34 protein-coding genes are annotated in these 25,761 nt (G+C 57.6%); 30 read left to right on the forward strand and 4 right to left on the reverse strand.

Going from position 1 to position 25,761, the window contains the following annotated elements; all coding sequences use genetic code 11:
- Positions 1–140: 140 nt before the first annotated feature.
- From AAF358_13530 to AAF358_13545, 4 genes are all read right to left on the reverse strand, one after another.
- Positions 141–380, reverse strand: coding sequence for a hypothetical protein (locus AAF358_13530; GenBank protein MEM7706574.1), 240 nt, complete (start codon positions 378–380; stop codon positions 141–143).
- On the reverse strand, positions 377–700 hold the full coding sequence (locus AAF358_13535; GenBank protein MEM7706575.1) for a hypothetical protein: 324 nt from the start codon (positions 698–700) through the stop codon (positions 377–379). The genes AAF358_13530 and AAF358_13535 overlap by 4 nt, the downstream gene beginning before the upstream one ends.
- Positions 701–818: 118 nt before the next feature.
- A complete protein-coding gene (locus tag AAF358_13540; GenBank protein MEM7706576.1) occupies positions 819–1,070 on the reverse strand; it encodes a hypothetical protein in 252 nt (83 codons plus the stop codon).
- 307 nt (positions 1,071–1,377) lie between these two features.
- Positions 1,378–1,749 carry a hypothetical protein gene (locus AAF358_13545; GenBank protein ID MEM7706577.1) on the reverse strand — a complete coding sequence of 124 codons (372 nt, stop codon included), beginning with the start codon at positions 1,747–1,749 and terminating at the stop codon, positions 1,378–1,380.
- 543 nt (positions 1,750–2,292) lie between these two features.
- On the opposite strand from AAF358_13545, the gene AAF358_13550 reads away from it, so the two are divergent.
- The 30 genes from AAF358_13550 (at position 2,293) to AAF358_13695 (ending at position 25,750) form a co-directional block, all read left to right on the forward strand.
- The gene (locus tag AAF358_13550; protein MEM7706578.1) at positions 2,293–2,658 is read left to right on the forward strand and encodes a hypothetical protein; all 366 of its coding nucleotides are present in this window, start codon (positions 2,293–2,295) and stop codon (positions 2,656–2,658) included.
- Positions 2,655–2,888 carry a hypothetical protein gene (locus tag AAF358_13555; GenBank protein MEM7706579.1) on the forward strand — a complete coding sequence of 78 codons (234 nt, stop codon included), beginning with the start codon at positions 2,655–2,657 and terminating at the stop codon, positions 2,886–2,888. Before AAF358_13550 ends, AAF358_13555 begins: the two co-directional genes overlap by 4 nt.
- Positions 2,885–3,148 (forward strand): hypothetical protein, encoded by a 264-nt coding sequence (locus AAF358_13560; GenBank protein ID MEM7706580.1) that lies wholly within the window; start codon positions 2,885–2,887, stop codon positions 3,146–3,148. The genes AAF358_13555 and AAF358_13560 overlap by 4 nt, the downstream gene beginning before the upstream one ends.
- 93 nt (positions 3,149–3,241) lie before the next feature.
- Positions 3,242–3,529, forward strand: a complete 288-nt coding sequence (locus tag AAF358_13565) for a hypothetical protein (protein ID MEM7706581.1) — start codon at positions 3,242–3,244, stop codon at positions 3,527–3,529.
- Positions 3,522–3,740, forward strand: a complete 219-nt coding sequence (locus AAF358_13570; protein MEM7706582.1) for a hypothetical protein — start codon at positions 3,522–3,524, stop codon at positions 3,738–3,740. Before AAF358_13565 ends, AAF358_13570 begins: the two co-directional genes overlap by 8 nt.
- 247 nt (positions 3,741–3,987) lie before the next feature.
- Positions 3,988–4,227: a hypothetical protein gene (locus AAF358_13575; protein ID MEM7706583.1), complete on the forward strand. Its 240-nt coding sequence runs from the start codon at positions 3,988–3,990 to the stop codon at positions 4,225–4,227.
- On the forward strand, positions 4,224–4,424 hold the full coding sequence (locus tag AAF358_13580) for a hypothetical protein (protein MEM7706584.1): 201 nt from the start codon (positions 4,224–4,226) through the stop codon (positions 4,422–4,424). The genes AAF358_13575 and AAF358_13580 overlap by 4 nt, the downstream gene beginning before the upstream one ends.
- Positions 4,421–4,639 (forward strand): hypothetical protein, encoded by a 219-nt coding sequence (locus AAF358_13585; GenBank protein MEM7706585.1) that lies wholly within the window; start codon positions 4,421–4,423, stop codon positions 4,637–4,639. The genes AAF358_13580 and AAF358_13585 overlap by 4 nt, the downstream gene beginning before the upstream one ends.
- Positions 4,636–7,089, forward strand: a complete 2,454-nt coding sequence (locus AAF358_13590; GenBank protein ID MEM7706586.1) for a PriCT-2 domain-containing protein — start codon at positions 4,636–4,638, stop codon at positions 7,087–7,089. The genes AAF358_13585 and AAF358_13590 overlap by 4 nt, the downstream gene beginning before the upstream one ends.
- Before the next feature lie 7 nt (positions 7,090–7,096).
- A complete protein-coding gene (locus AAF358_13595; GenBank protein MEM7706587.1) occupies positions 7,097–7,573 on the forward strand; it encodes a hypothetical protein in 477 nt (158 codons plus the stop codon).
- Positions 7,574–7,828: 255 nt separating this feature from the next.
- Entirely contained in the window at positions 7,829–8,368 is a 540-nt protein-coding gene (locus AAF358_13600; GenBank protein ID MEM7706588.1) for a hypothetical protein, read from the forward strand.
- 322 nt (positions 8,369–8,690) lie between these two features.
- On the forward strand, positions 8,691–10,253 hold the full coding sequence (locus AAF358_13605; protein ID MEM7706589.1) for a hypothetical protein: 1,563 nt from the start codon (positions 8,691–8,693) through the stop codon (positions 10,251–10,253).
- Positions 10,246–10,713, forward strand: a complete 468-nt coding sequence (locus tag AAF358_13610; protein ID MEM7706590.1) for a hypothetical protein — start codon at positions 10,246–10,248, stop codon at positions 10,711–10,713. The genes AAF358_13605 and AAF358_13610 overlap by 8 nt, the downstream gene beginning before the upstream one ends.
- A gap of 383 nt (positions 10,714–11,096) precedes the next feature.
- The gene (locus AAF358_13615; protein MEM7706591.1) at positions 11,097–11,603 is read left to right on the forward strand and encodes a DUF1441 family protein; all 507 of its coding nucleotides are present in this window, start codon (positions 11,097–11,099) and stop codon (positions 11,601–11,603) included.
- Positions 11,603–11,878, forward strand: a complete 276-nt coding sequence (locus AAF358_13620) for a hypothetical protein (GenBank protein ID MEM7706592.1) — start codon at positions 11,603–11,605, stop codon at positions 11,876–11,878. The genes AAF358_13615 and AAF358_13620 overlap by 1 nt, the downstream gene beginning before the upstream one ends.
- Entirely contained in the window at positions 11,847–12,371 is a 525-nt protein-coding gene (locus AAF358_13625) for a glycoside hydrolase family protein (protein ID MEM7706593.1), read from the forward strand. The genes AAF358_13620 and AAF358_13625 overlap by 32 nt, the downstream gene beginning before the upstream one ends.
- Positions 12,372–12,573: 202 nt before the next feature.
- Positions 12,574–12,801 (forward strand): hypothetical protein, encoded by a 228-nt coding sequence (locus AAF358_13630; GenBank protein ID MEM7706594.1) that lies wholly within the window; start codon positions 12,574–12,576, stop codon positions 12,799–12,801.
- Positions 12,802–13,148: 347 nt separating this feature from the next.
- Entirely contained in the window at positions 13,149–13,484 is a 336-nt protein-coding gene (locus tag AAF358_13635; GenBank protein MEM7706595.1) for a hypothetical protein, read from the forward strand.
- A gap of 64 nt (positions 13,485–13,548) precedes the next feature.
- Positions 13,549–15,468 carry an FG-GAP-like repeat-containing protein gene (locus AAF358_13640; GenBank protein MEM7706596.1) on the forward strand — a complete coding sequence of 640 codons (1,920 nt, stop codon included), beginning with the start codon at positions 13,549–13,551 and terminating at the stop codon, positions 15,466–15,468.
- A 176-nt stretch (positions 15,469–15,644) separates the two neighbouring features.
- Entirely contained in the window at positions 15,645–16,394 is a 750-nt protein-coding gene (locus tag AAF358_13645; GenBank protein ID MEM7706597.1) for a hypothetical protein, read from the forward strand.
- Positions 16,395–17,753 carry a hypothetical protein gene (locus AAF358_13650; GenBank protein MEM7706598.1) on the forward strand — a complete coding sequence of 453 codons (1,359 nt, stop codon included), beginning with the start codon at positions 16,395–16,397 and terminating at the stop codon, positions 17,751–17,753. It abuts the gene before it with no gap.
- A 13-nt stretch (positions 17,754–17,766) separates the two neighbouring features.
- Entirely contained in the window at positions 17,767–18,330 is a 564-nt protein-coding gene (locus AAF358_13655) for a hypothetical protein (protein ID MEM7706599.1), read from the forward strand.
- The gene (locus AAF358_13660; protein MEM7706600.1) at positions 18,330–18,953 is read left to right on the forward strand and encodes a hypothetical protein; all 624 of its coding nucleotides are present in this window, start codon (positions 18,330–18,332) and stop codon (positions 18,951–18,953) included. The genes AAF358_13655 and AAF358_13660 overlap by 1 nt, the downstream gene beginning before the upstream one ends.
- Before the next feature lie 5 nt (positions 18,954–18,958).
- Positions 18,959–19,258, forward strand: coding sequence for a hypothetical protein (locus tag AAF358_13665; GenBank protein MEM7706601.1), 300 nt, complete (start codon positions 18,959–18,961; stop codon positions 19,256–19,258).
- Positions 19,259–20,476: a hypothetical protein gene (locus AAF358_13670; GenBank protein ID MEM7706602.1), complete on the forward strand. Its 1,218-nt coding sequence runs from the start codon at positions 19,259–19,261 to the stop codon at positions 20,474–20,476.
- Positions 20,477–20,571: 95 nt separating this feature from the next.
- On the forward strand, positions 20,572–22,731 hold the full coding sequence (locus AAF358_13675; protein ID MEM7706603.1) for a hypothetical protein: 2,160 nt from the start codon (positions 20,572–20,574) through the stop codon (positions 22,729–22,731).
- The gene (locus AAF358_13680; protein ID MEM7706604.1) at positions 22,728–23,051 is read left to right on the forward strand and encodes a hypothetical protein; all 324 of its coding nucleotides are present in this window, start codon (positions 22,728–22,730) and stop codon (positions 23,049–23,051) included. Before AAF358_13675 ends, AAF358_13680 begins: the two co-directional genes overlap by 4 nt.
- A 2-nt stretch (positions 23,052–23,053) precedes the next feature.
- Positions 23,054–24,562 (forward strand): hypothetical protein, encoded by a 1,509-nt coding sequence (locus tag AAF358_13685; GenBank protein MEM7706605.1) that lies wholly within the window; start codon positions 23,054–23,056, stop codon positions 24,560–24,562.
- Entirely contained in the window at positions 24,562–25,143 is a 582-nt protein-coding gene (locus AAF358_13690; GenBank protein ID MEM7706606.1) for a hypothetical protein, read from the forward strand. Before AAF358_13685 ends, AAF358_13690 begins: the two co-directional genes overlap by 1 nt.
- A gap of 229 nt (positions 25,144–25,372) precedes the next feature.
- Entirely contained in the window at positions 25,373–25,750 is a 378-nt protein-coding gene (locus AAF358_13695) for a hypothetical protein (GenBank protein MEM7706607.1), read from the forward strand.
- Positions 25,751–25,761 lie beyond the last annotated feature (11 nt).

Consider the following 25,761-nt stretch of genomic DNA (forward strand, 5'->3'; position numbering starts at 1 on the left):
TGTCCGATAAGCGACAAGCCGACCGTTGGCACGTCGCGCGAAGTAATATCGACGGTTACGTCGATCGGCGCGTTTGCGCCAGGTCATGTAGCCGAACCAAAGCCAAATGGGTACGGCTATCCAGAAAAGGTCGAGGCCGTTCACCGCTCGAACCCCGTCCTAAATAGCGGCTCGCGCGTCAGCTTCCCCGGCGCACACTCGATCTTGTTGCGATCAACGACAACCGCATCAAAGCAACGGATCGGGTCCTCCGTGACACAAAGGATGCTGGCTTGCGTCGGGAAGCCAGCCCCGCCGGGCAGCACTCGAACAGCTGCGGCCTCGCAAAAAGCAAGTTGCCCAGCTGCGGTGAAGACGAAATAGAAAACGAGGGCGTTCATACTTCGCCCTCCGAGAAGGTACCGGGCGGGAATTCGACGCGAACGGCGTGGGCAACTTCATCGCGGGTGCGAGGCTCACTAAGAGCTAATTCCACCGTCCGATGCACCCGAAACTGAACGCCGTTACCGTTGTGGTTGTTGTAGAAGTTAACCCACCGAACCTGCGGTTCCGGTTTAACCCGCCACTTTTGACGGGTCTTTGACAGCTGCTCAATGTCATAGTAATCATCGATCCAGCCTTCGCGCGTATACCACTGGAGCTGTTTGCCTTCGTCCTGGGCGCGTGACAGCGCTAAGCGATCTTCCAAGTACTCAGTCAAGCTCACGGCGCCACCCCTAGACACACGGCCACGATGGTGAAGCAGGTCACTGACGTGAGAAACGCGATACCGCACCGCTTGTTCCACCACTCAAAGGGGGGATCTTCGTCGTGATCGTTCATAGCCCGACCTCCCGAAAATCCGCCGCCATGGCACGCATGGCTTTCTTAAATCCCTCGGGGTCTCCGTCGTAACCCGGAACATACATGTACGCGTCCAGAGATTCGAAGAGCAAATTCATCTGCGTTAATCCCGAAAAAACGTACCCGGATCTAAACTGGTCTAGCGCGGTGAGTTTTGCGCCGGTTTCTCGTTCAAAGTCAGCAGGGTCTGTGTAAAGGCCAACCGGCGCCTGCAGACTCTTAGCCATAACAGATCCGGCCAAGCAAACCGAGCAGTGACCTCTATCACTTGGCTCGTGCCAGTCGGACATATCGACCTCGTACCGAGAGTCGGCTTCGCATTTTTCCAGATCTTCCAGAGCAAGAGTTATCAAAGCGCTCGGCTTGTCCGGCAACTGGTGTGAATCGGGTCGTGTTTGCGTCACTGGATGGGTCCTCACAAATCGAATGACGGAACCAACCTAATCCAGAAATCTGACGAACGTCAAGTCTTTTGTGACTCGTCAAGCGCGAAAACGGGTCAATATTCGCAAAAAGATATTGCGGGTCAGTGAGTTATTTAAGTTTCACTTTTTTCGCCGGCTTGTGCTTTTCCGGACGCTGAAAGTCGGGAGTTGCCATGCGCATGTTCTCGCGCATGATGTTTCGGGTCTTCGGATCTGCCTGGGCGTAGCGCGCAGCAAACTCATCAATGATGTCGGTGTGGTCTTGGAAATACTTCGGCGCCAACAGGGCCCAGGTGTCAAGCTTCAGCGCGTACGCATAGCCATCCAGGCTATCGATCTGTGCCGCCTTCTCCGCGTTTACTGCTCGCGACACCGACTTCTGAACGACGCCAGACATGCGACCCATCGTGTGTTGCGAGTACTCCCGATCGGACATGTAGTGCCGCAGGTTCGCTGCTAAGAGATCTAGGATTTTAGTCATAAAGGTTTCACCCGCTCATAGGACCCGAGCAATTTTATCGGGCTTGATGAGTCCCAAGGGACTATTTTGTGTTGACATCGAGTCATTTGTGACTTAGGGTTTTTCGCGAGGACCCCACTCCCTGGCTGTCATTTTTCAAATTAACCAGAGGAGGAGTAAACGATGCGAACAACCCACGATTTCATCGTACGAGTACGCATTTCTAAAGCCGATCACGAGTTGCTTGATGCGATTTCGAGGCGGCGCGGGATACCCCGAGCCACGTTGGCAAGGAGTTTCCTGAGACAAGTATTGGAGGAGGTTAGCCATGCCGGCAGTTTACGGCGGGACACCAACGTTGGAAGGGTCGCATAAGGCCCCATCAGCGACTGACCAGGCCCCCTTCAATCTGAAAAGGCAACCAAATCAATACCCTAGCTGTGGCCTCTCCGGTTTTCCGGAGGGGCTTTTTTTTGCGAGGCCAAGTGCCGATGCCCGGATGGTACCCGGGGACTTCTGATCGTCGGCATTTCGCCTCGCTCCTATCTGAGAGGACCCGACCTAATGGCGAATCTATTTGCTAAAGAAGAAAGCGTTGTTCGGCGCTTGAAGAAGTGCCAGTCGATCACAGCGCTGCAGTTGCGAGACCAGACCGACTGGCCGCTGAGGAGCTGTTGCGGACTCCTCGACAATCTGGCGTCCCGCGGCCTGATCGAATCACCGCAGGCCGCAATCCTTGATGCCAATGCGCCGTTCACGCTGACCGAGGAGGACCCGGACCTTGAGCTGAAGAAGGTCAGACCTCTAGTTCGAAAGGCCTCGGCACCAGAGCCCCATGCACCGCAGCTGATGGGCAACTATCGCCGGTATGAACCCGGTCGGAAATTCTACAACGGCGCCGACATGGTTCGCATAGGGGTTTTGGGGTGACCGTCGACGAGCTCAACGCTATGTCGCCCGAGGCCCGCAAAGAGGCGTTCCAGTTCCGTCGCGAATGGGTGCTCAGCCAGCTCGCCAAGGCCATCCGCCGACGGCATCTGCGGATGTGGGCGCAGGCGAAGCGGGAGCGCGAAAAAGGCGCGATTCTCGAGTACTCCGACCGCAACTACCGCGTTGACCAAAACGGCAGCTTACGGCGCGTCGTGGTGACGCAATCATGAGCGGAAAGAAAATCGACGGCCCGCTCGCCTTGATGCTTTGCATGCTCGCGATCGTCCTGGCGCCCATAGGCATGGTGGCCGCAGGCTACATTGAGCTCATGATCATGGACCAAGAACCGAATCTTGGCGAGATCCTAGAAGTGGCCACGTTGGCATTCCAAGCGATGTGGCTATGCGGCTGCATCGCCGTTCTCTTTTTCATACCCCCGGCGGCCGACTGGACTAACTGGAATCGGTGGCGCAGCTGGTGGTCGGAATGACGCTAGAGCAGTGGAAAGAGCTGATCGAGCCCATCTTTTGGTGCATCGTCGTCCTGGGCGGGCTCTACGCGTTCTTTATCAAGGACAGCTGACGTGATCGCTATCCCCGACGTCCAATACATCATGCCCGGCCTGCAAGCAACGCTGATCGACCCGCACCGGGTCGCCTACGACCAGCCGCATGCGTCCGCAGTGATGTTCCTAAAAGCGAGCACCGCTATCCGCTACGACTACCTGATCGAGTCCTTGGGTATGTACAAGATGTTCACCAGCACCCATCGCTCCGGAGACGGTCGGCAGCATGCCGTGGAAGCGGTCGACTGCATCATCGAATTTTTTCAAGAGACCCAACGGCGGGAGCGGAAGCGAGTAAATGACTGACATTGGCGACTACGTTGGCCGCGCAATGGCCGAGCACCATCGAAAGCCGATCGTGATGGGAATTACCCGTTTTATCGAGCAGAGATACGACCCGGAGCCGGACGGTTTTCGGGCCCAGATTCGCAATGAACTGCTTCTCGAGCTGGCCGAGGAGCTACGAAAACTCACCGTGGCCGAGGAGCGTTCCGAAGAGGCGGAGGCCTCACCATGATCGATCATAGCTCGGTCGCTATGCCAATTTGCGACGACCCGAAACCGCCGACTCCGCGAGATCTCGTTTGGTACCCGCTTAGTTCTTACCTGCCCGCCAAGCGCGGTGAATACTGGCTCGGTCATCGGCATTCGTGGCTCTGTTTGACCGCGTATTGGGACGGTTCAACGTGGAAGGAATCTGACGAGCCTTTTTCCATCCCGCTACACATTGATCAGTTTGCCTTTTTCGCAGAGATGGCCAAGCCATGAAAACACCCGATGAAATAAAAGAACACCAAAGCCGCTTTCGCGATGGCGCCTGGAAGTGGTACGCCCCGGACGAGCTGGCCAGCTGGGTGATCCTATTAGGCAAGCGCGCGACGCATCGCACCGAACCTGAGAAGGCCGCCAAAGACATCACTGATGCCCAAAACTATTTGGCGATGCTAGAGGCCTGGCTGCACGCCCAAGCGGGCTGCCTGACCCCGCCGGAGAGCGAATCATGAAAGTGTTCGAAGCTGAGATAGAAGTCACTCGCCTGTATTGCGTCAAGTTCCGGGCGGAAAGCCTTGAGCGGGCTGCTGACGAAGCAAGAAAGATTGCCCTTACAGCGGCAAGCGTCGAAGAGATAGGCGAGAGCACCGACTTCGAGACCAATCTCGTGGGCGTAAGCCGTCAGGTCGGCCGGAAGATGTACCAATGAGCGAACACGAGTCTGAAGCCGAACAGCTGCTAAAGCGGATCTGGAACACCTCATGGGCCAAACAGCCCCAGCGAGGCATGAACGACATGACTGAGATCTTCCAGCAGGCGCCCGTGCCTCGAGAGGTGCGGCAGCAAGTCGCTGGGCTGATGTTCGATCACCGGTACGATCCAGAGCGCGCGCTGGCGGCACTGCAGAGGCGCACCGCTGAGTGAGCATCCGACAAGTCGCCCTTCAACTGGGCGCTCAGGGCTACAAGGTCGTCCCGGTCAAAGGGAAGCGACCGCTCGGTAAGCAGTGGCAGAAACGGGCCTCGGCTGCAGCCAGCGACATCCAGAAAATGGACTGGGCTGCGGCCGACGGCGTTGGCATCATGGGCGCCGCCGTCGATGTCGACGCACCGCACGGAGAATTGGCAAAGGCCTACTATGGCTACCTGCGGCAGCGGCTGGGGAGCCAGTTCAGCTACCGGATGGGCCTCAAGCCCAAGTTCTTGGTGCCTGTACGCCTATCTTCCGCGTTCAAGCGTACAACGTCGGCTAAGTTCGCCGATCCTGCAGGCAAAACGAACCAACTTGAGCTTCTGGTCGGGACGGGCCAGTGGGTCCACACCGGCATTCACCCTAAGGCGGGGCCCTACGAATGGTTCGGTGACGATTGCACGAAGACAGCAATTAACGACCTGATCGAGATCAATGAATCCCTATTCGTCGAACTTATCGACAAGTTTGAAGAGCTGGCGGAATCGTTTGGGTTCACGCGCCAGAGGGCAGCAAAGCGCCCTCGCAGTCCGGGAGGGTCCCCTGCCCTGGCTGACGACCCGGGCCCGGTGCCGGGCTATGACGCCAAGCGCGTGCAGTCAGAGGTCCTGTCCTACTTGGACCCAGACTCCGAATACAGCCGGTGGGTCGAAATCGGCATGGCCCTGCACCATCAGTTCCGCGGAGCCGATGACGGCAAAGCGCTCTTCATAGAGTGGTCATCCCAAGGCAGCAAATTTGATCCATCAGAAGATCTCGAAGCCAAGTGGCGCTCCTTTAATGAAGCGACCTACGCCGATCAGCCGGTTACCCTCCGGTCTCTTATCAATGAGGTCGAAGAGGAACGTGCGGCAGCTGCGGCGCTAGAGGCGCAGGGGCTGTGCGATCGTATTGACGCCTGCCTTGCGCTTGAGGAGCTCAACGAGGACATCATTCCCGACATCCGGTCTGCAGGGCTGGACATCAGCGACGTCGACCGGGCCCGCATCGTCGGCCGCGTCCAGCAGGCCTACCACAGATTGGACGGTACGAAGGTACCTGTAGAGAGTCTCAGGAAACGGCTATGGGTACGCGCTGCGCAAGATGGCCGGGCAGACTGGCTGACCAACTGGGTCTGGGACTGCAACGCCGATCGGTACATCGACCTGACTAAGCCGACCGTCGAGCTCAAGGAGCGGGCCTTCGACGTCATCCACAACGCTGAGATGAAGCGACTGCTGGGGGATGGCAACAAAGGCCTGGCTTCTATATCTGCACACCAGTACGCCGCGGATCACGATTTGATTACGCGCGTGGATGGGCGCCGATACCTCCCCGGGGAAGACCAGATCGCGGACGACAGCGGCCATCGGTTCTTGAACACCTACAGCAGCTTCTCTATTCCGCTGGCGCCCTCCGCCTACAGCCCGGAAGATCTAGCGGCCATTGCACTGATCGAGCGGCACTTGGAGCTGCTGCTGGGCAGCGCGCTGCAAGCCCACCAGCTGGCGGCCTGGGTGGCTTTCCGGGTCCAAGAGGTGGCCCAGATGCCCAACTGGGCAGTCATCATCCAGGGTGCCAAGGGAATCGGAAAGTCTTTCCTATCGCGAATGGCGGGCTGCGCGCTAGGGCCCGAGAACGTGGCGTTGGTATCCCCGGCGACGGTCCAGGGCAGCTTCACCAGCTGGGCTTACAACCGCATCCTCATCATCTTGGAGGAGCTCTTCCTACCCGGGCAGAACCGGTTGGTGACGCTCAACCAGATGAAGCCCTACATCACCGAGCGGATGGTCGAGATCCACGCTAAGGGCAAAGACCCGTTTATCGCCAAGAACTTCCTGTCGGTGCTGGCGCTGACCAACTACCGGAACGCCATACCCATTGATCGAGACGACCGGCGTTACATGGTGGTGATGTCGCCGCTGCAGACTGACGATCAGGTCAAGGCGCTGGAGAGCAATCAGCCGGGGTACTTCAACCGGCTGTTCGGGACGCTCGAGCATGCGGGCGCCATCCGGAAATGGTTGGCGGAGATGGACTTAGGCAGTGTGGCGGGGTTCGATCCGCTGGGGAAGGCGCCCGCGACCACCGGCAAAGTGGAGATGGCGGACGCCGCCAAAGACCCGATTCAGCTGGAAATCGAGGAAATTATCGCCGCGGGAGACTCTCCGCTGATCACCAACACGTTCCTTTCCGCGACAGAATTGCTGAAATTCATCGATATCGGCGCCGGCGGCATGCAGAAAATCCACTTCAAGATGCTGAATATGGGGTGGGTCAGCGTGGGGCGGCGGCGGATCGGAGGCGTTCGACATCGAATTTGGCGTCGAGCAGATGTGTCGGAGCACGGAATCGAGTGGTCAGAATTCGAAATTAACGCAGAAATTGCGATGGAAAATCTGGAGGGCGACGGTTTTGCCGCGTAATCCGAGCATGGACAAGATAAAGAAAGAAAATACGGTTTTCGGCTGCAAGCCTATGAATCGTAAAGAGGTACGAGGGAAAGTGGGATTTGGGGAGGTTAGGGCTGTGAGCAGCGAAAATGCAACTTTGCGGCGTAAACCTCTGAATTCAAAAGAAGGAACTGAAAAAGCCGACTTATGCCCACTGCTGTCCCAACTCGGGGCTCTGTCCCAACTCCAGAGCGTCCGATTTAGAGTTGGGACAGAGAGTTGGGACAGGCTCTTTTTATTTTCTCTTTATATTTTTCAATTACTTAGAAGTACAAGAGGTATAGAGAAAATGGCTGTCCCAACTGTCCCAACTAAATCGAAAGTTCCTATGGAGAAGAGAAACATCGAAAACGGAATAATTCCCGAATCGATGTTACATTTCCTATATAGGCTTTTTCTCGGGGGTAGAGTTGGGACAGCGACGAGCATAAATCGACTTTCGCTCGTAAGCGCTTGAATCTGAAAGGGGGAAATTGAAAAGTGCCTGTCCCAACTACCTGTCCCAACTCGTTTTTCTGTCCCAACTAGTTGGGACAGCCTTTAAAATCAATAACTTAAGTTGGGACAGCAAATTGGGCGTTTTATCTGGTGATTTGGCCCTGCTTTTCTTGGACGAAAAGCGAGTCCTAAAGTACTCTGTAGGCCCGCCTTTGGCAAGCCTGCTGTTTTGTTTTGCCTTAGACGAGTCCTTTGGGACTCTTGGAGAGATGATATGCGATTGATCGGCATTACCGGAAAGGCCCGCTCGGGCAAAGACACTGTGGCGGCCTACTTGGCCCAGCGCCACGGCTTTCGTCATCTGAGTTTCGCGGGTCCGTTAAAGGCCGCTTGTGCTGCCGCCCTCGGGATCGACCTGGATACGTTCCTCAGCCTACCCAAGGAGGAGCTGATCGAAGGTCGATCTTTTAGCCCTCGCGTCATGATGCAGCGGATGGGTACTGAAGGGTTTCGCCACCAGCTGGACGATCGGTTTTGGCTCGACACGATGGAACTGCATCTGGCTTGCTACGTTCCTGCGAGCGCGACCGGCGTGGTGATATCCGACGTTCGTTTCGACAATGAAGCGGATTGGATTCGAGAGCGCGGCGGCGAGGTCTGGCACCTCTACAGACCGGATGCCGCCTCCGTGGCGGCGCATGCCTCTGAGCTCGGCGTCAGGTTTGCTGCTGGCGATACTGAGATTCAGAACTCTCGCACAGTCGAGGCTTTGTACGAGGCTGCCGACGCCTGTTTGGCGGAAGGCCGGGCATGATCGTCGATCTACTCACATTGGCCGCTCTCGTCGCCCTCCAGCAGGCGGGCCACGTTTGGAGCTCGCGGTCTCGCAATAGCGGCAACCCTCGCCACCACCGGTTCGCAGCCTACTGGTCCAATCTGACTTGGATTTGTAGCTATGGCTATTTCACTTCGCTGCTGATTCAGCTCAACGGAGACGAGAAAGGCCTGGCGAGCTTTTTCGCGCTCGCTGTTGTTTACACGATCTCGGCTGCTGAATCGTCCGTAGCTGCGATGAGTTTCCTACTTAGGCGCGAAAAGGGGAGCAACCGCGTCGGGGCATACCCTGGAGAGAAGTGATGGCATTTCAGAAGCAAATTGAAAACCGCCCCGTATGTTGCGGCCGGGAAATGGGATTGGGCCGCGGCAAAGCTGAGTCAGGTCGAGCCCGCTTCACGTGCTCTCAGTGTGGGCGCAGTACCACCGGCTCTGGCGATGCAGAGCTGGGCTACGATGCGGCTGAAGCGAAGGCCTACGCCAAGACTTTCCGAAAGCAGAAACGGCAACGCGTGATCGTGACGAGCGCCGTGAACAACTGCGCCCCCAACTGGCCAGCCTGGCGGTCGCTTCTCGCGCTCGCTGAAGACGTCGGTGCCCAGGTTATGGTCATCCCGATCCACTACAAGAATATCAGCCTGTACACCGCCGGCCAGCAATACAAGAAATGGTGGCACGAAGCCTTTAAGCCGCACCTGATGGGGTCGGATGTTGCTTTGGGGGCAAACGTCAGGGTCAGGGGTGATTGGAAGGTTCAGGCTACCGCTCTCGACCCCTTGAGAGGGAAGCATAGCGTTACGGGGACCACGTGGTCGATCTTTGGTCATCCGCAAATCGGCATGGAGCCGGTCGCCACTCCGGCGACCAAACGTCCCGGGCGGATGTACTCAACTGGTGCGATGACTGTGAAGTCGTACTCTGACACCGACAAAGGCAAGAAAGCTGCACACCACCACTCGACTGGCGCGTTGTTGATCGAGATTGATGGCGATCGGGCGTTTGCCTGGAATCTGAACGCGGATAGCGTCGGTCGGATTTACTGGCTGTCGAACTGCTACTACGAAGATCAGATCCTGAGAGATCGTCGAATCTTGAGCTTGACGATGGGCGACGAGCACGTGAAGTGGATGAAGCCCGGCGTAAAGCGGGCGACATTCACGGCGGAAGATTCCATCGTGAACACTCTCCAACCCGAGTATTTGGTTCGGCATGACGTTCTCGATTGGTTTGCTGGCTCCCACCACCATGACAAGAAGTGGGCTACGGAATACGCCAAACATGTCCGCGGGCACAACGACGGCCGTAAGGAGCTCAATCAAGCGGTAGACCATATCAACGCGACTACACCCGATAACTGCTGCTCGCTAATCGTGTCATCGAACCACCATGACCATTTATCGAAATGGCTAGATCGGGTTGATTCGAAACGCGACCATGTGAACGGCGCCTTGGCGGACGAACTCCGAATGATGTGCCGCCAGTGGGTGGATGAAAACCCGTCTGGTACGCCCGATATGTTCCGGGTCTACTGCGAACAAAAGCTGACTTGCAAGTTCGATTTCCTCGACCCCTCGGTGCCTTTTATCTTGGCCGGCGTGTCGATGGAGAATCATGGTCACGTGGGCGTCAGTGGTGCACGAGGCTCAGCTAAGTCGTTTGCCAAGTCCGCCTACAAAGCTAATTTAGGGCACGCCCATTCAGCGAGGATATGCCGAGGCGTCTATCAGTCGGGCAAGTCAACGGGGATTCTGGAATACGAACAGGGCCTTTCTGAGTCTTCGAATACCCACATCATCCAGTATGAGAACGGTAAGCGGACGCTAGTTGATATCCACGGGCAGCAATGGAGAGGTCGAGATGCCTAGACCAAAGCGATCAGAGATGCCCTCCTGGGAACGATACATCGATCGGAGACTGAAAGCGTGGGGTCGGTGGCTTCACGGTCAGGATCAGACCGGGGTCGGGTTCGACTCCCAGAGTGTGATTTTTAAGATGATGAAGCTCAAAGGCAGGGCTACTGTACGGGCTATAAGGGACTGCCAAGCGGAGGAGCGCATCGACGCTACGGTGGTTTTTCTTGGGACGCTGCGCCCAACACTGGCCCACACGCTGAGGGCCTGGTACTACTTCGATCCATTGGAGGGCCCGCCCAGATACGAACTTAGGCATGCCAGAATGGAGTCGCTTATCGGGCGCCCTTTTCAACGACGCTGGTTCTATTCTCGCCTATCTGAAGCACGAACGCTGGTCCACGGGTTTCTATGGGCCTACCTTGCAGAGGACGACTTAGAGCTGCGAGAGATGGGTCGGCTGACCCAAGAGTAGGGGCTGCCTGGGGTGGATACTCAGCGGCGGCCAGGCCTACTCCTGAAGCGTTGGAGTGCAATTGGTATTTGACTTTATGGCCATTAATGCCTACCGTATTCAGGCATCGTGCCATCAGTGCGCGTAAGTCGTCTCAACCAGCCATCACTATCGATAGTGTTCTTCTATCGATCAAGCCCTCTCCATAGAAAGGAAAGACTTGACACACAGCCACATCTGTGAGTCATGGGACCCTGGGATATAGGCCCGGAGACGGGTATTGATGGGCACCGATTTCGGCTAATTTTTGAGATTTCAACTGTACCACCACAAAAGCTTACTTTTCAGTAACTTAGCGCGCTAAAGCGATTTCGGGCCATGGAAAGGCCTGCACGAAAATGCGCATGGAGCGCCAGATGCCGCGGAAGAAAACAGCCGAAGCCCCAAAGGCGCCGGACGGTCGAGAGTTGTATTCAATTTCCCGATTGGCAGCCGAAGCCGGCTTGGATCGGCGCACCGTCACCGGTCGCCTGAAGCAGGTCGACTCTGACGGCGAAATTCGTAATCACGGCGCCTACACGCTGAAGACTGCCGGGCCGCATTTATGGGGCGGACTCAAAGCTTCCAGCGACGGGACGGTCCCTACCGATCCGGCGGCGCGGAAAACCTTCTACCAATCCGAAGAAGCGCGCCTCAAAGTCGAGGCGGCGATCGGTAATCTCATTCCGGCGGAAGAAGTGCGCGAAGGCGTGGCCGAGGTGTTCAAACTGATCGCTTTGAAAATCGATACTTTGGCGGACACCTTGGAGAGAGACATCGGTCTCACACCCGACCAAATGACAACTGCGCGTGTTCGCATCTTGTCGATTAAAGACTCGCTTTACAGCGAACTGACCTCAAAAGGCGAGTAATGAATCTTAACGACGTCGAGTCGATCGTCATGATTTTTGCAGTGGTGACGGCTGCTTTCGGCTGGGTGTGGACGAAAGTGTCGACTCAGCAGCGATCGCTTGACGAGTTCAAGACGTTCGTCGCCCAACAGTATGTTCCGCGCTCGGAGATCAAGGAAGACATGAAGCAGATCTCGGAAAAGCTGGACCGACTTCACGATTTGTTTATGGCCTTTCAACTTGGAGCTCGGTCGTTGACAACGGATGGCGCGATCAAGTGGCCTGATGGGGACTGAGAACGCGGCCGCGCTGAACAAGGCGAACTACACCGCCCTGTGGAATCAGCTGATCTATCACGAAGATCTACGGCTGCACTCCTACCCTGATACCGAAGGCATCTGGACAATCGGCGTTGGCCATACGAAAAACGTTCATCCGGGGCAAACCTGCACCCGAGAACAGGCGCTGAAGTGGTTTGACGAAGACTTGAACCTCGCAGTCTTTGACGCTCGCAACGTCGTACCCAATTTTCTCCGCATGGGCGAGATTCGCCGAGCGGCATTTATCAATCTCCTTTTCAACCTGGGCGCTACGCGATTTCTCGGATTCGAGAGACTTCGTCTAGCCCTGGAAGAGCTCAATTGGCGCCGAGTGGCGGCCGAGATGGTGGACAGCAAATGGATGACCCAAGTCGGACGCCGCGCAGGCGATCTAGTACTTCAGGTCGTCAACGATTCTTGGTGGGTAACCGAAAAGCGATTGCCGCCGCGGCCATTCTACTTGGGCTAGTTAGCTGCGCAGTAATTGACTCCTCAGAGGACTATCGCGTCGAAACTCGACAGCTCCCTTCCTGGGACACCCCTGTGGTGTGCGGAATAAACGAAGTGGTGTTTTGCCCCAATGCTCGTAGACCCATTCGCAACCCGACTTACAAAGACTGTCGATGCGCAGATCGGCGTGAGATGCAGCGAGCCATACGGAGGCTCTGGCAATGAAAAAGTGGTTACAGCAACAGATCGAGAAAATTGGTCTGCTGCGTTTCATCGTGGGCGTCTGGGTGATGGTCCTGCTGACGATGGGTGTTTCGGCCTCCGTTGCGGATGTCACTAAGCTCACGCCGAGCAACGCAGCGGTCCTGATCGGTATCTTCGGACTACTGGCGACCGCCCTGCCCTTCACCGTGGGGAAGCGGAAAGACGATGATCGCGACGATTCTTAGCGCGATCGGCCCTGCTAAAACGCTTTTTCTTCGCCACTGGCAGCTCGGACTCTCCGTCATCCTGGCAGCGTTTATGGGCTGGCAGACGTGGTCAAAGAGCTCGCTAAAAGACGAGCTAGCTGATGAACAGCTGGCTCGGCGAACCGCGGTAGAAGCCAACAAGACACTTCGCGAAACGATTCGCACGCAGCAGGAGGCCGCTGTGGCGAATCAGCTTCGCGCACAACGAATTCGAGAAGAAGCCGAGTTGCTTCGGAAGTTGACGCAGGAACAGCGCGAATACGTGACGTTCCTGCGAGGCCAAATACGGACGGCCGCTCGCGAGAGGATCTCGGAGGTAATCGACAATGAACCTGACTGCCAAGACTTTGGCGCTATGCCTGTTTGCCCTGCCCTGGATCGCCGCTTGCGGCTCCTCGCAGCCACTGGTCAGAACGGAGACGGTTGAAGTTCCGATTGAAGTCTACGCCGAAGTTCCCGGCGAGTTCACGGACCCTATTCCATATCCGTCGCCGCCACTCCCGATGGAGTCTGGCGCCGACATGGCGGCTGCGTTTGAGGCCTACATCTGCGAAGCCCGATTACTGATTCGTCAAGCGAATCAAGACCGGGCAATCGTGAAAGGCCTTACCAGCGGAAAGTTTGTTCCGTTGCTCGCGGCCGCCGGTGATTTGGAATGCTAATCGCGTTGCTTGTGGCCTGTTTGGCCACAGTTTCGAACGGTGAGTTTACAAAGGATTTCTGTTAATGAGAACCAAACAAGGCTTGATTTTTGCGCTTCTCGCGCTGTTGATTGGAGGTGGTAGTAGCGCGCAGATCCAACTCGCTCCAGGGCAGTCGGAAACGCTCCAATGTGTCGTCCAGACCTGCCCGCCGCCGGTTGACTGTGACTCTTGCTGCCCTGTTTGCCCGCCTCCGCCTGATCCGGTAGAGGTCAACGTCCCAGACTGTCGAGACGGCATCGACAACAACGGGGATGGCGAGACTGATTTCCCGGCAGATATCGGATGCACCGACAGTGATGATCCGATGGAGTGGGTGCAAGATGTGCCGCCCGAGCCAGATCCCGATCCTGACCCCGTTCCGCCGCCGGCGCCCGCACCCTCTGGCACGATCGCATTTGAAGAACAGACGCAATACACCTGGCCAGCGGGGCTGACGGTGTGGCGAGCGAGCTTCGCCGATTTCAATCAGGACGGCTGTTATGACATCGCCTACGGGTCTCACTCTGATGGCCAGTTTCGCCCGCTGTTCAGTCATGACGTAGCGGCAGGCTGTTCAGAGACGTGGACCCAGGTGAACAACGACGATGCACAGTACGTGCAGGCATCACCCCAGATCCCGCGTATTACCTCAAACGATCGCTACTACGACTGGACTGGCAACGGCCTGCTGGATATCAACGGCGACGACAGCGATGGCAGCGCGCCGGCTTTTTATCCGAGCGTCGGTCCATTCCTCTGGGGCACAAAATACAAAGTGCCGGGCGCGATGGACGGCAAGCCGCTGGTCATGCCTTTCGACGCGAACGGTGACGGCGTCATGGATGCGCTGTCCTATCTCCGAACGACTGGTGAGGTGCGCGTCACCAATGCCATGACAGGCGACCTGCTGTGGTCGGACACCAACCCGATCAACTTCCCCTACGTGATCTTTGACGTAGACGGCGACACCTGGCCCGACCTGGTGCCGCTGAGCAACCGCCAGGCCATCACGGGCACCGATAGCTACTACAAGAGCGATCAGGACGGCACGTTTACCTGGACGGCCGGTTTCACCCCGTGGGATGGCGTGCAGACATTCACCGCAGGCCAGTCTGAGGGCGTGCTGGGCGGCATGACGTTCGTTCAGGATTTCGATCTGGACGGCGATCTGGATCTGCTGATCGGCGAAGGTGCTCGAGACGCCAGCCCCAATCAGTACTGCATCACCCTTCAGCGAAACAACGGGGATGGGACCTACACGAAAGACGAATCGGCCATCGGCTGCCTGCGCAACGTGCTGAACCAGTCAACGGTGCCCTATGCCAAGTCCCTCATGGCTGACTTCGATAACAACGGCTATCCGGACATCCTGTACAACCTGGGCAGTACAGCCAACAGCGGCAGCGTTAAGAACTACTATTTCTTTCTGAACTCCGGTGGTGTGTTCACCGAATCAACAGACGATATCCGCTTTGGTGGTGGGCAAGGCGGCCGAGGTGTCGCGCCGGGTGTTGCCGACTATGACGGTGACGGTGATCTGGACATCGTGAAGCCCAAGCGCGGCGGCAGCATTCACGTCTGGAAAAACACTGCCAGCAACGGCAACTGGCTGTCGCTGAAGGTTCGGGGGCTGGAGAACAACGGGCTCCACGTTGATATTCAGGCGTTCAAGCCAGGCACCAATGAGTTGGTGGCCCACCACTACAAGGCGATCACCAACGCCTCGCAGGCGGTTCAGGACCATCACTTAGGTCTGGCGGACAACGCGAGCGTCGACGTGCGGGTGCAGTTCCCCCACGGCGGCCCGGTGTACACGTTCCCGGCAGTGGCAGCGAATCAGGTTCTAGTGGTTTGCCATGATGGCGCCCTGACGCAGGGTTACACCCCAGGCACACCGATTGCTTGCACCCAACAGCAGGCGGGTGAACCGCCGGGAAAGATGACGGCCCGCCTAGCACCCTAAGTGCTGAGCGGGCAGCGCTGCTAGCCTGGCAAATACCCAACGTCACAGCGCAGGCTAATGACGCCGAGGTCAACACCGTTGGGTATGCTCAGTTAGATAGGGCACAACTGCTTTGTCGTTACGCGCAGCAGGACACTACGTGGCGTGATGAGTGCATTCGATCCGCTCAGCTCTATTTGACGGAAACCCAGTCGGGTGAAGGCCAAAGGCCAAACTGCGGTACGGGCTGGACGGGAAAGGACCCCGACGATCCCTGCGATCTGAAGTATGCCTACGCGGCTTCTGCGTGGTACTGGCTGGATCTAAACGGTCAAGCACAGCACTCGGCAGACGACTTACAGCGCCACCATGACCTACTGCATGACCTAATGCGGTTTTTCCCGGTCACGGACAGCTCGTGGATGACGGAGCGGCACGCAGGGATTGTTTTGAATGGGCTGGTCTACCTGAACCAACTGGGCCACGACACAACCGCAGACATCGCCCATATGGTGTTTCATCTTGGCAACCGCCAGGCCGAAAAGGGGAGCGGTTGGATTCTGCATAGCCTGCAGCGCCATGAGGGCATCGGAGAGTTTGGCCACGCCCAGTGCGCGAGCCCTTGGATGTCGAACATCTTGCATTACGCGCTGACCCGAGCCGCAGCCATCAATTCCGATGCTCAGGCAGTGGCGAACGCGCTGAGGGCGGCAAACGGCGCCGTGGGTGAGCCCAGAGGCACCGGCGACGTGGTTCGATACTTCGTGTGCCCGGAAGATCCGCAGGCCCAAGCTTGGGTCGATGCGAGGTTCTGGGGAACCGATCAACATCTGCCCGACATGGTGAGTCTCACCGGCGATGCATCGCTATGGGGCCTGCTCACAGATTCGGATTGGCGCAGAGACCATCCAAGACTGGTGAACTGGCAGCATTACGGCGTCTGGTAAATGGCTGCCACAGTCCAGGAGGCCTTTGCTGACAATTTCGCACCAGAGGTAGGCTTCTCTGCGAACATCGCGACCGGGCTGGACATCTCCGGCAGTGACCGCAAAGCCATCTGCATTGTCTGGGGCAACATGCGATCGACCGTTGGCGAGGGGGTTACGCTCGGCGGCGTCGCGATGACTGAAATCGTGGATCTGCGCTCAAGCGATAGCAGCTTCCGCCCTCACATTTTCGTGTACGAACTGCTAGACGCGAACTTTCCGGCTGGGGCAACAGCGGATTGCGTCATGGACTTCAGCGCTGGGTCTGGCAATGCAAACGCCACCGTGGCGATTCTTACCGGCGCGACTCAGTCATTAAGCACCTTGCTGGATTCGAACAACGACGGAACGACGACAGGCAGCAGCACCAGCCTGACTGGCACAACGACGAGTGGCTCCGATGCGTTGCTGATCGGCCTGCTTTCCATAGAAGGCACGGACGGGGACCCCAGCATCGTTAGCGGTGCGGGTCAGACACGCCGAATCACGCTAAACCGCGCTTCTAACTCCATCGTTCTCGACGATGAAGAAGTCACGGGTGGCTCGTCAGAGACGCACAGCTGGACATACGACGCCGGGTGCAAGGGCGTTGCCGCGCTTCTGCAGGTGCTTTCGCCCAGTGGCGGCGGAGGCGGGACCAACTACGATGTTTCGTTGGCAGCGTCTGGTTCGGCGACAACTGTGCAATTAGGCGGTGCCGAGGCGAACGCATCCCAAGTCTCTGCCGCATCGGGAGTGACGGTTGATGTTGCGCTGAGCCAAGCCTTCGCCGACGAAATTTCCGACGCTTCAGCGGCAACTTTGCAGGCGGCTGTAAAATCCGCTGCGGAAGGCGTGGTAGTCCAAGCCGATTCGCTGTCAACGCAGGACGGCCAAGCGGAGTTTGCCGCGACTGTGGCCGCTCTGGCTACCGGCCTTACAACGCAGCTTGCATCTACAACTGGCAACCCATCGGTGGTGCTAACGGTCGCCGCCTCCGCGTCAGCGGTGTTCGACGCCGAGGTGGAAGTCGACGGCAACCTGGTATCTACGGCGGACGCTGCAACTTCGATTGCTTCGGCTGCGGCTCGTGCTGCGTTTCAGCTTTCCGGCGGCGCCGCGTCGACGCAGCAACAGGCGCTTGTAGACGCGTCGGGGCAAACCGCAGTCCCGGCTGTTGCCACAGCGATTCAGATCGGGTTCGTTCCCTCGGACGAGCCTATCAACGTCCCAAGCGAAAACGAATTTGTGATCTCGGCCGAGGTGCGTGCGAGCGCGCTCGACGGCGAGACCCGCGACTACACGATCCCCGGCGAAGGTCGGAGCACAACAATAAATTGATCGAGAGATGCGTATGCACACCGAAAACGTAGCGGCAGCCGACCGAAACGCGGCGTCCGTCCAGTCGAACGCGAGCGTGGTAGCGCAAGCGGTGGCCAAGCAAGTCTACGGCGTTGTAGCGCGAAACGCCCGCGGCGAGGTTTTGTGGGAAGACAAGGTCTTCAACCTAATCACCACTGTTGGTCTCACCGATCTTCTCGAACAGTACTTCCGCGGATCAGGGTACACCGCTTCTCACTTCATGGGCTTGACCGATGGGACGCCGACTGTTGCTGCTGGGGATACGATGGCGAGTCATGCGGGTTGGGTTGAAGTCACCGACTACGCGAATGCCACGCGCCGAGCTATGACCTTTGCCGCCGCGTCTGCGGCGAGCATCAGCAATACGGGCTTTGAAGTAGTTTTCACGATCAACGCTACCGTCACTGTCGGCGGTCTGTTTATCACCACGTCCAACGTCAAAGGCGGGACGGCCGGCATTTTGTACGCGGGCGGCCCTTTCTCAGGCGGCGACCGTTCACTCGTGAACCTCGACACCGTGACTTGTACCTTCACCAACAACATGAGTAGCAGCTAATGGACCAGCTCAACGAGATTGTCGAAGCGCTCAAAGCAGCGTTTCAACCACAGTTCGATGCCCTCCACACGCGATTGGACGCGCTGGATATCGGCACCGCCCCCGTCGACCCGGACAACCCTCGTACCGGTGGCGACCCTTTAGCGATTGCCATGGTTCACGAAGAAACCGGCGCGGTCGCTTATCAAGGCGCCCTGGCGTATCAGGCGCTCAAGAGTCAGGAGTTTCGAGACAACCCGCAGGTTGTCGAGGCCATCAATTCAGTGACGCCGTACGTGGTCCACGAAGGCTTGAGCGAAGAGCTGGATCTGCAGGCAAAGGCCAACAACGGTCAGCGAGAAGCATTGCTGAGCGTGTTCCTCGACAAAGATGACGTCTTCATCACCGTTTACGACCGTTTTGATTTTCCCGAAGGCGGGACCCCTGTGGCGGTGAAACGCTACGACGGCAAGAACAGTAGCGATCGGATCGGCGTGTTCTACACCAGTCCGGTTCAGACTGATGCCGCGTTGCCTACTGAGGTTGCTGTCGTGACCGAGTACAAATCCGTCGTCGATCGGAAGATCGCTTGGGTTCTGGCGAGGCAAGAAGAAGACCGGCTGCGCGCGGCGCGTCAAGAGTAAAGTGAATGGCAGTCGCGCTCGCATCGAAAGATCCTGACGCCGATCTGCCGTACACGATCGACGCGTCTCCGTGGCTAAACGGCGGTAACCTCACGGCAGCAGATTTTGTCGGCTTCCCGGTCGGGTTAACGCTCTACTCAAAAGTCTTTGAGTCGACCGGCCTGATCACTTTCTGGTTGGGCGGCGGGACCGTCGGCCAGAACTATCAGTGGGTTTTGCGGTTGACCACCGACGTGCAAGATCCGGTCTCTCTGCAATTTCTGAAAGACGATCGAACGGTTACGATTTCTGTAGCGGAGAAGTAAATGCCGTACGGGAGCGATCTGGCGACGTTCCTGGGATCGGACTATCGGTTCCCGTTGGACGGCAACGCCAACGAGACCGAGCAAGGTCTAAACGGTGCGAATAGCGGCGGGATCTTTACCCGCCCGGGCATTTGCCTAGACGTCACCAACTGCTACTCGACCAACGGCACGGCCGATCGAATTGTTATCCCGGCAACGGGAACTATCGACGCTGCTGCGGGTGAGTTCGGTTTCTGCGGCTGGGTGCAGCTGACAGACGCCCAGCTGCCGTTTTGCCGAGTCTTCGGCTTAGGCAACGCGACGAACAATCGATCGGTCGTTCTGGGACCCGGAAATTCGGTCATTTGGGAGTGTGATAACAGCAGCTTTGTTGCACAGCGCTATGCCGATCGAAACCTTGCTGCCAACCGACCGTATCACTTTTTTTGGCGATGGACTGCGTCAGGTCTTCAGGCGTACCTGGATGGCGTAGAACAAACGCTGGGGTCGGACTTCGCTCAAGCTAGCGTCACGCTTAACGCGGCGACTCCGATTGAGGTCGGCGACCCGGCGGGTACGGTGGCGCTGGGAGGCGGCACAGTCGTACTGGTCGCCCCGGTCACGTGCGACTACAACGAGCTGCAATTTGTCAGCGGCGCGATTGTTACCAATCTCACGGATCAACAGATCTTCGATGAGATGGTTGTCAAAGGCGCCCTCGCAGGCGTCACAATTACCGATCAGGCGGGCCTGGATGCGCTCGCAGATTCGGTTCGTCCTGACGAGCCGTTGAACATCCGAGTCGACGTCGCGGGCAGCATCAGTCTGTCGGCGGATAACGTGACTCACAGCCCTTTGGCCACTTGCCACGTCCACTACACCGGTACCGGCACGTTGACGTGGACGAACACCAATGGCTCGAACGCCAGTATCGGTTCGGCGCCCGACGGCAACATCGTCTTCGTTAACCCGGCGACGTTAACTATCGAGGGGCTGATCTCGGGCGCGGAAGTCCGGATCTACGAAGACGACGGGGTCAACAGTCAAGATTTCGGAACCGAGCTTGCCGGTACTGAAACCCTGGCAGGTACCACGTTCAACTATCCGCACTCGGGCGCGGCGAACACAATCGTGGTGCAGATGATCGCTTCTGGCTACGAAGAGTTTCTTCGGCGCGTCGAACTGGGCGCGTCTGACCAGACGCTCACGGTCACCCCCGAACTAGACGAGAATCTCTGATGCCAGTTTCGCGCGTTGGCTTTTCGTCGAACAACACCAACAATGTAAGCAGTATGTCAGTGCCAGTCCCTGCCGGGACTGTAAACGGTCACGTCATGCTGCTTCTCATGCAGTGCGACGGAAACGGCTTTGCGCTTCCTGCGGGCTGGAATGAGATTGGATCAGAGGCGACGCACGGATCAAGTCGGTCTCGTATCGCTTGGCGCGTAGCTAACAACGAGCCTGCCAGCTACACGATAACTACGAACAGCGGTAACGAGCGCGGCATTGCGTTTATCGTTACCTACCGAGACGTAGCCAACGCCGGTCCGATCGACAACTTCTCGATCAACAATCAGGCGTCAAACCAAGCGTCTCCGGCGAATTTTGCTGCGATGACGCCGACGCAAGACGATTGTATGGTCGTCGCGTTTCTTGCCACTGAATCGGGCAACAACGGCAACAGTTTTGTAACAAGCTGGCCGGCGAATTTCATTGAGGCGGCCGATAACACCAACGGGCCGCCCGGAACTGGGTCAGGTTCCGCTGGAGGCGCTTTTGCCGAGTGGAACCAAACGACCGCGGCCCAAGCTAGCGGCAATGCCGCGCACTCAACCGGCAGCACGGCCTACGCGGCCTACTTCATCTCGCTGGTTTTTGAAGTGCCGGTCATCGGCATCGATGACCAGGGAGACGAGCAGCTTGACGCAGGCGATGTCAACGAGCTGATCGACGGCTTTGGGTTCGGAGCAGTTCAAGGCACCGGGAAAGTTGAAATCGGCGACAGCGCCGACTACGGCACCGCGACACTAGTCGAGCAGACGGTAACCGCTTGGGCAGACGATCAGATAACTTACGATCTGGTCTCGACCGGGTTTACCAACGGCGCCAAGTTCGTTTTTGTAACGAACGACAAAGGCGATCGAACTTCCGGCTATCAGGTAAATTTCGGGAGGCTGCCGTATGGCGAAATCCTGCAGGCCCTCGACTTCGACATCATTCATTCGTTCGATGGGAATTTCGACGATACCGGGGCCCGAGCCGGCGGGTACGCGGCAAACGGTCAAGTAGACACAGCGCCGAATAGTTTCAAATCGGAAGCGGGAATCCCAGGCGGCAATACTCAGTGCTGGGGCCCGGATAGCGTCACCGCCAAGATTGAAATGGCGGACACGCCGTGGACCAACGTTACCAACACGCATCAGCGTCGCGAGATCATGGGCTGGATTCAGTTGCCCGCGACGCCGTACAAACGAGCAACAGTTCTTTGGGAAGAAGGCGGTGGCGTAAACAACCACTATTTCGCCTTGGGCCCGGGGAACGCATTGTTTTTCAACGTTGCAGACTCTAACGGGTCTCCAGCGTTTAAGGCTCAAGCGTTTGCGGATTTCCCGCTGACGCCGCTGCGGTGGTACCACATCCACGGCATCATGGAATGCGGTGTCGGGATTCAAGGTGTTCAGTTGAACATCGACGGGTTAGCGGCCCAGGTTACCGCAGGCGATCTTCCGATCACCGATACAACGTTCTCTACGCATTCGGGCGACTACACCTACGGGGGTGGAGACGGATCGCTCGACACGGGCGACGTCGACATAACCTACGCCAGCTCCGACGGAACAAAGTTCGCGTGGTGGGCTACCATGTCGAACAGCGGGGGCGGTGCGCCACTTACTGCCGATGAACGGCGGCAACAGTGTTTCGCGCTGTCATGCCCATTCGAACTCGATCTAGGTTCTGATACCGAAGCTAACATGCAGGTCGCGATTGATGCGGAAGCGCCAGTCGCGTACTCCAACGTGCCCGGCGCCATACGAATCAGCAGACCCGCAGGCGGCGGGGACCTTCGAATCGAGCTGAACGATGTCACGTTCGATAGTGCGGTTTCGCTGCAAGTGTATTGGGACGGGAACGCCGGGGAAACGCTGACGCTCGTTAACAACGGCACCAGTAACGTCGACGCAAACATGTGCATCGCAACTTTCGGCGGCCCCATTGTCGTCGAGAACCCAGCGACCTTAACCGTCGCCGGCCTTATCGCCGGCGCCGAGATCCGAATCTATGACGACGACGTCGGCGGGAGCAACTTGGGCACCGAGCTTGCCGGCATCGAAACGCTGGCGGGCACGACATTCCAATATAGCCATTCGGGAGCGGCCAACACGATCATCGTTCAGATGATCGCTGACGGTTTCGAAGAAGTGCTCGAGACGTTCCAGCTGGCCGCCCAAGATCAGACTTTGACCGTTAACCCAATTGTGGAAACCAACGTATGAATGTTCGACTCGAGCTGGCCTACGCGACGGCTCAATGGGCGCTGGGATCGAATGACGACGATTGGGTTGTAGTAAGCGAAACCGGTGAACATCTTTGGCAGCTGCCCGGCAAGTTAAGCGACCGAGAGATTATGTCCGCCGTTCGCATGGGCCGAGAGTTTGAGCTGAAGGCGTTCAACATCGGCATCGAGTTTGGGAAAAAACAAGAAAAAGAGCTCAGCGAGCGACGTATCGCACATCTGGAGGGCCAGATTCGAACGCTTGAAGCAATGAATAGCGAGCTGAGCGCCCACCTTGAAAGGCATATTGGAGGCGAATAGCAGTGGCAACCCCGCAACTTATTGATCTGAGTAACTACAGCACGCTGCTTGTTCAGTCGACTCAAAGTCGGGCGGGATCTCCCGACGGCAATTTCTTCTTCGACGTGGCCAACGGCCGAGTGGAGATCATCACGGCGGAGGAGTTGGCTCAGGTAGATTTGGGGAGCGGTCTCGAAGCCAACCCGCTAACGCAGGATCTCGGCATTAAGATGGAAGCCTGTTATGCGTTTGAACGGCAGGAGCGGCGAGTCGACGAGGAGCTTCGAAAATACGACCCGTTCTTTGACGGCGTGTTTAAGTTCGGGGGTGCGTATAACGCAATCAACGGTCGCAAGTTTGACGATGCATCTGGCTCCGGCACCTCGCTTACGGGAGACGACCGCGCCAAACTGCGCGGCTCCGGCTGGAGGGAACTCGCCGCTGACGGTTCGATTGACCGAATTTATTACGGTGCGTTTTCCCTGAGCCCGATTTTGGCTCTGTCACAGCCTTACTATCAGCTGTCTAACGGCGGCGCTCCGGTAGATTTCAACAAGGACGGCCCGATCGACGAAGCGATTCAGGTTTTCGGTACCACGGCGAACGGCGACGCGGGAGCGGGGAACTTCGATACTCGGACGTTCTTGTCACTAAAGGTTCGGACCTACGGTCAGAACTACGACGAAAAGCAACTAGCGGACTCTGGTGTAACGGAGATGGGCGGCTACGCGACCGGTTTCGCTATCGGGGAGACGCCCCACCTCACGAGCGGCGCCTTTGCGCTGGCCGATGTCTATGGCGGCGCTCAGATCTCGCCTTGGACTGGCATGACGCTCGAGCAGCTGGCGGCCCCGCAGGTTGAGTCCGGTTTCAACGAAGCGGACGGCAACTTTACCTGGGTTCTGAACAACGACAACAACGGGAGCCTATACGAAGCTGTTGCGTTTCTCGACGCGCTGGCTCAGACAGACGACGATATTGATTCCGGAGCTATCTCAGTTACCAACGGGAAACGAGTCGGAACGTGGTACGCCTACGATGCGCAGGGCCGCATCGTCACCAACTCGCCGTTCTCGAGCCAAGGACTCTTTATCGAGAACGTTCCGACAGCAGACGAACAGCTGGTTGTCTTCACTGATGACGCGGGAGGCACCAAGACTCGACCGTTCCAAGTCTCGATCCAGGTGACTGTCGGCCCCAACGCTGTGGCCGATACAAACGCTTGGTATCACGCCTTCTATCTGGACGGCCCGGGCGGTAGTGATTTCAACACCGTTAACGCATTGACTATCCAAGACTCGACGGCTACCGAGGTCAAAGGGAACGTGGCGACCGATCAGGTATCGAATCGTATTGACTTCGCTTTCGACTACGATGGCGACACGATTGGCGGACCTGCTGGTACGGACAAAGACGGGGTCTTTCAATGTGAAGGAGACGGCGGGGTCACCGCAGCCAAGACTGTCTTCACAATATCGCGTACGACCACGATCGCCGTCTCCTGCGTGCCGGGTGTTGAGACCAATGTCTGATGGCTCAGATTGCCTCCGAGGATTACGTCAACCTGCGGATTTATCTGCACGCTGACACGGTAAGCCAGGGTTTCGACCCCGCTGCAATGCAGCGAGAGCATCGAGCGCTTCGCCGCCTAGACGCGAACGGAGAGCGCGCCTTTGACCCGATGGTGTCGTTCTCCGGCAACGAATCGAAGGGCGGCGGCAACTTCACCGCGGGCTTGACTATTCTGCGCTCGGGCGTTCGGATCGTTCCGTTCGACGCAAACCACTCGCTCGATCTGTTGAATGAGATCGTCAACATCGACGACGCGATCTCTGACCGCGACGTGTTCGATCGATCGTTGATCACGTCGAGCGTTGACATCGACCCGGTCTATTCACCGGTGGAGATCCGCGAGGTCTCATCGGGAAGTGGATTGAGCGTGGATGAACAAGCTCAGCTGCTTTTGGTCAGCCGAATCATTCAGGCCGACATGTATTTCGACAAGACGGCCGGATTGCTGCACTACTACGACCCCGGCACGACTATCGACATCATTCCGCCGAAGCAGGTGTCGGGGGAAGAAGTCGCCGGCACGGTTCAGTTGACGACGTAATGATCCAGGGACTTTTACTTTTCTCGGGCACTGCCGGCAGCGGCGGCTCGCCCGTCGTCGTGTCAGCGCCCCTAATTGCTACGGCAGGCGGCGGCGCCACCGTGGCGCAACTGGATCGCGCCGGTTCGATTGCAACGGCTGCGGACGCAGGCTTGGTTGCGCAGGCTTCTAACGAGTCTCTCCGCGCCGTAATAGGCGGCGGGGCACTGATTGCGGAGGTTCAAAGCTGATGGCCATCGAGCTCCCTTACATTTACAGCGGCTATCAGTTCTCGCGACTCATCACGTTGCAGTCGGTCAACGCCAGCAACCAAGCAATCGCCTACCCGCTGGACCCCGGAACGGACGTCGTGACTGTCGCCGTCGTAAGTGAAGACGGTGATTGCGAGTACACAGACTTTGTCGCTTCGGAGTCGACAGACACCGGCGCGGACTGGCTGAACGGCGTGGTCGCCGTAAACGTCCCGGGATCGGAGACTGCAAAGCTGGCAGACCGTCACGGAGAGCAAGTTCAAGTTTGGATTCGGGTGAGTAAGGACGGCGAGCTTCAGCCGTTTCATATCATCGCGGAGGTTCGCAAAGGACCCGGCGGAGCCAGCGCTACCTAACACGGAAGACT

This window comes from Pseudomonadota bacterium (genome assembly GCA_039033415.1).
GTDB lineage: Bacteria > Pseudomonadota > Gammaproteobacteria > Xanthomonadales > SZUA-38 > JANQOZ01.

Bases quoted from the DNA above. Each gene is read 5' to 3' on its own strand.
- AAF358_13530 (MEM7706574.1), bottom strand. From the start codon at position 380: ATGAACGCCCTCGTTTTCTATTTCGTCTTCACCGCAGCTGGGCAACTT.
- AAF358_13540 (MEM7706576.1), bottom strand. From the start codon at position 1,070: ATGGCTAAGAGTCTGCAGGCGCCGGTTGGCCTTTACACAGACCCTGCT.
- AAF358_13545 (MEM7706577.1), bottom strand. From the start codon at position 1,749: ATGACTAAAATCCTAGATCTCTTAGCAGCGAACCTGCGGCACTACATG.
- AAF358_13550 (MEM7706578.1), top strand. From the start codon at position 2,293: ATGGCGAATCTATTTGCTAAAGAAGAAAGCGTTGTTCGGCGCTTGAAG.
- AAF358_13560 (MEM7706580.1), top strand. From the start codon at position 2,885: ATGAGCGGAAAGAAAATCGACGGCCCGCTCGCCTTGATGCTTTGCATG.
- AAF358_13570 (MEM7706582.1), top strand. From the start codon at position 3,522: ATGACTGACATTGGCGACTACGTTGGCCGCGCAATGGCCGAGCACCAT.
- AAF358_13575 (MEM7706583.1), top strand. From the start codon at position 3,988: ATGAAAACACCCGATGAAATAAAAGAACACCAAAGCCGCTTTCGCGAT.
- AAF358_13580 (MEM7706584.1), top strand. From the start codon at position 4,224: ATGAAAGTGTTCGAAGCTGAGATAGAAGTCACTCGCCTGTATTGCGTC.
- AAF358_13585 (MEM7706585.1), top strand. From the start codon at position 4,421: ATGAGCGAACACGAGTCTGAAGCCGAACAGCTGCTAAAGCGGATCTGG.
- AAF358_13595 (MEM7706587.1), top strand. From the start codon at position 7,097: ATGGACAAGATAAAGAAAGAAAATACGGTTTTCGGCTGCAAGCCTATG.
- AAF358_13600 (MEM7706588.1), top strand. From the start codon at position 7,829: ATGCGATTGATCGGCATTACCGGAAAGGCCCGCTCGGGCAAAGACACT.
- AAF358_13605 (MEM7706589.1), top strand. From the start codon at position 8,691: ATGGCATTTCAGAAGCAAATTGAAAACCGCCCCGTATGTTGCGGCCGG.
- AAF358_13610 (MEM7706590.1), top strand. From the start codon at position 10,246: ATGCCTAGACCAAAGCGATCAGAGATGCCCTCCTGGGAACGATACATC.
- AAF358_13615 (MEM7706591.1), top strand. From the start codon at position 11,097: ATGGAGCGCCAGATGCCGCGGAAGAAAACAGCCGAAGCCCCAAAGGCG.
- AAF358_13620 (MEM7706592.1), top strand. From the start codon at position 11,603: ATGAATCTTAACGACGTCGAGTCGATCGTCATGATTTTTGCAGTGGTG.
- AAF358_13625 (MEM7706593.1), top strand. From the start codon at position 11,847: ATGGCGCGATCAAGTGGCCTGATGGGGACTGAGAACGCGGCCGCGCTG.
- AAF358_13630 (MEM7706594.1), top strand. From the start codon at position 12,574: ATGAAAAAGTGGTTACAGCAACAGATCGAGAAAATTGGTCTGCTGCGT.
- AAF358_13635 (MEM7706595.1), top strand. From the start codon at position 13,149: ATGAACCTGACTGCCAAGACTTTGGCGCTATGCCTGTTTGCCCTGCCC.
- AAF358_13640 (MEM7706596.1), top strand. From the start codon at position 13,549: ATGAGAACCAAACAAGGCTTGATTTTTGCGCTTCTCGCGCTGTTGATT.
- AAF358_13650 (MEM7706598.1), top strand. From the start codon at position 16,395: ATGGCTGCCACAGTCCAGGAGGCCTTTGCTGACAATTTCGCACCAGAG.
- AAF358_13655 (MEM7706599.1), top strand. From the start codon at position 17,767: ATGCACACCGAAAACGTAGCGGCAGCCGACCGAAACGCGGCGTCCGTC.
- AAF358_13660 (MEM7706600.1), top strand. From the start codon at position 18,330: ATGGACCAGCTCAACGAGATTGTCGAAGCGCTCAAAGCAGCGTTTCAA.
- AAF358_13665 (MEM7706601.1), top strand. From the start codon at position 18,959: ATGGCAGTCGCGCTCGCATCGAAAGATCCTGACGCCGATCTGCCGTAC.
- AAF358_13670 (MEM7706602.1), top strand. From the start codon at position 19,259: ATGCCGTACGGGAGCGATCTGGCGACGTTCCTGGGATCGGACTATCGG.
- AAF358_13675 (MEM7706603.1), top strand. From the start codon at position 20,572: ATGCTGCTTCTCATGCAGTGCGACGGAAACGGCTTTGCGCTTCCTGCG.
- AAF358_13680 (MEM7706604.1), top strand. From the start codon at position 22,728: ATGAATGTTCGACTCGAGCTGGCCTACGCGACGGCTCAATGGGCGCTG.
- AAF358_13690 (MEM7706606.1), top strand. From the start codon at position 24,562: ATGGCTCAGATTGCCTCCGAGGATTACGTCAACCTGCGGATTTATCTG.
- AAF358_13695 (MEM7706607.1), top strand. From the start codon at position 25,373: ATGGCCATCGAGCTCCCTTACATTTACAGCGGCTATCAGTTCTCGCGA.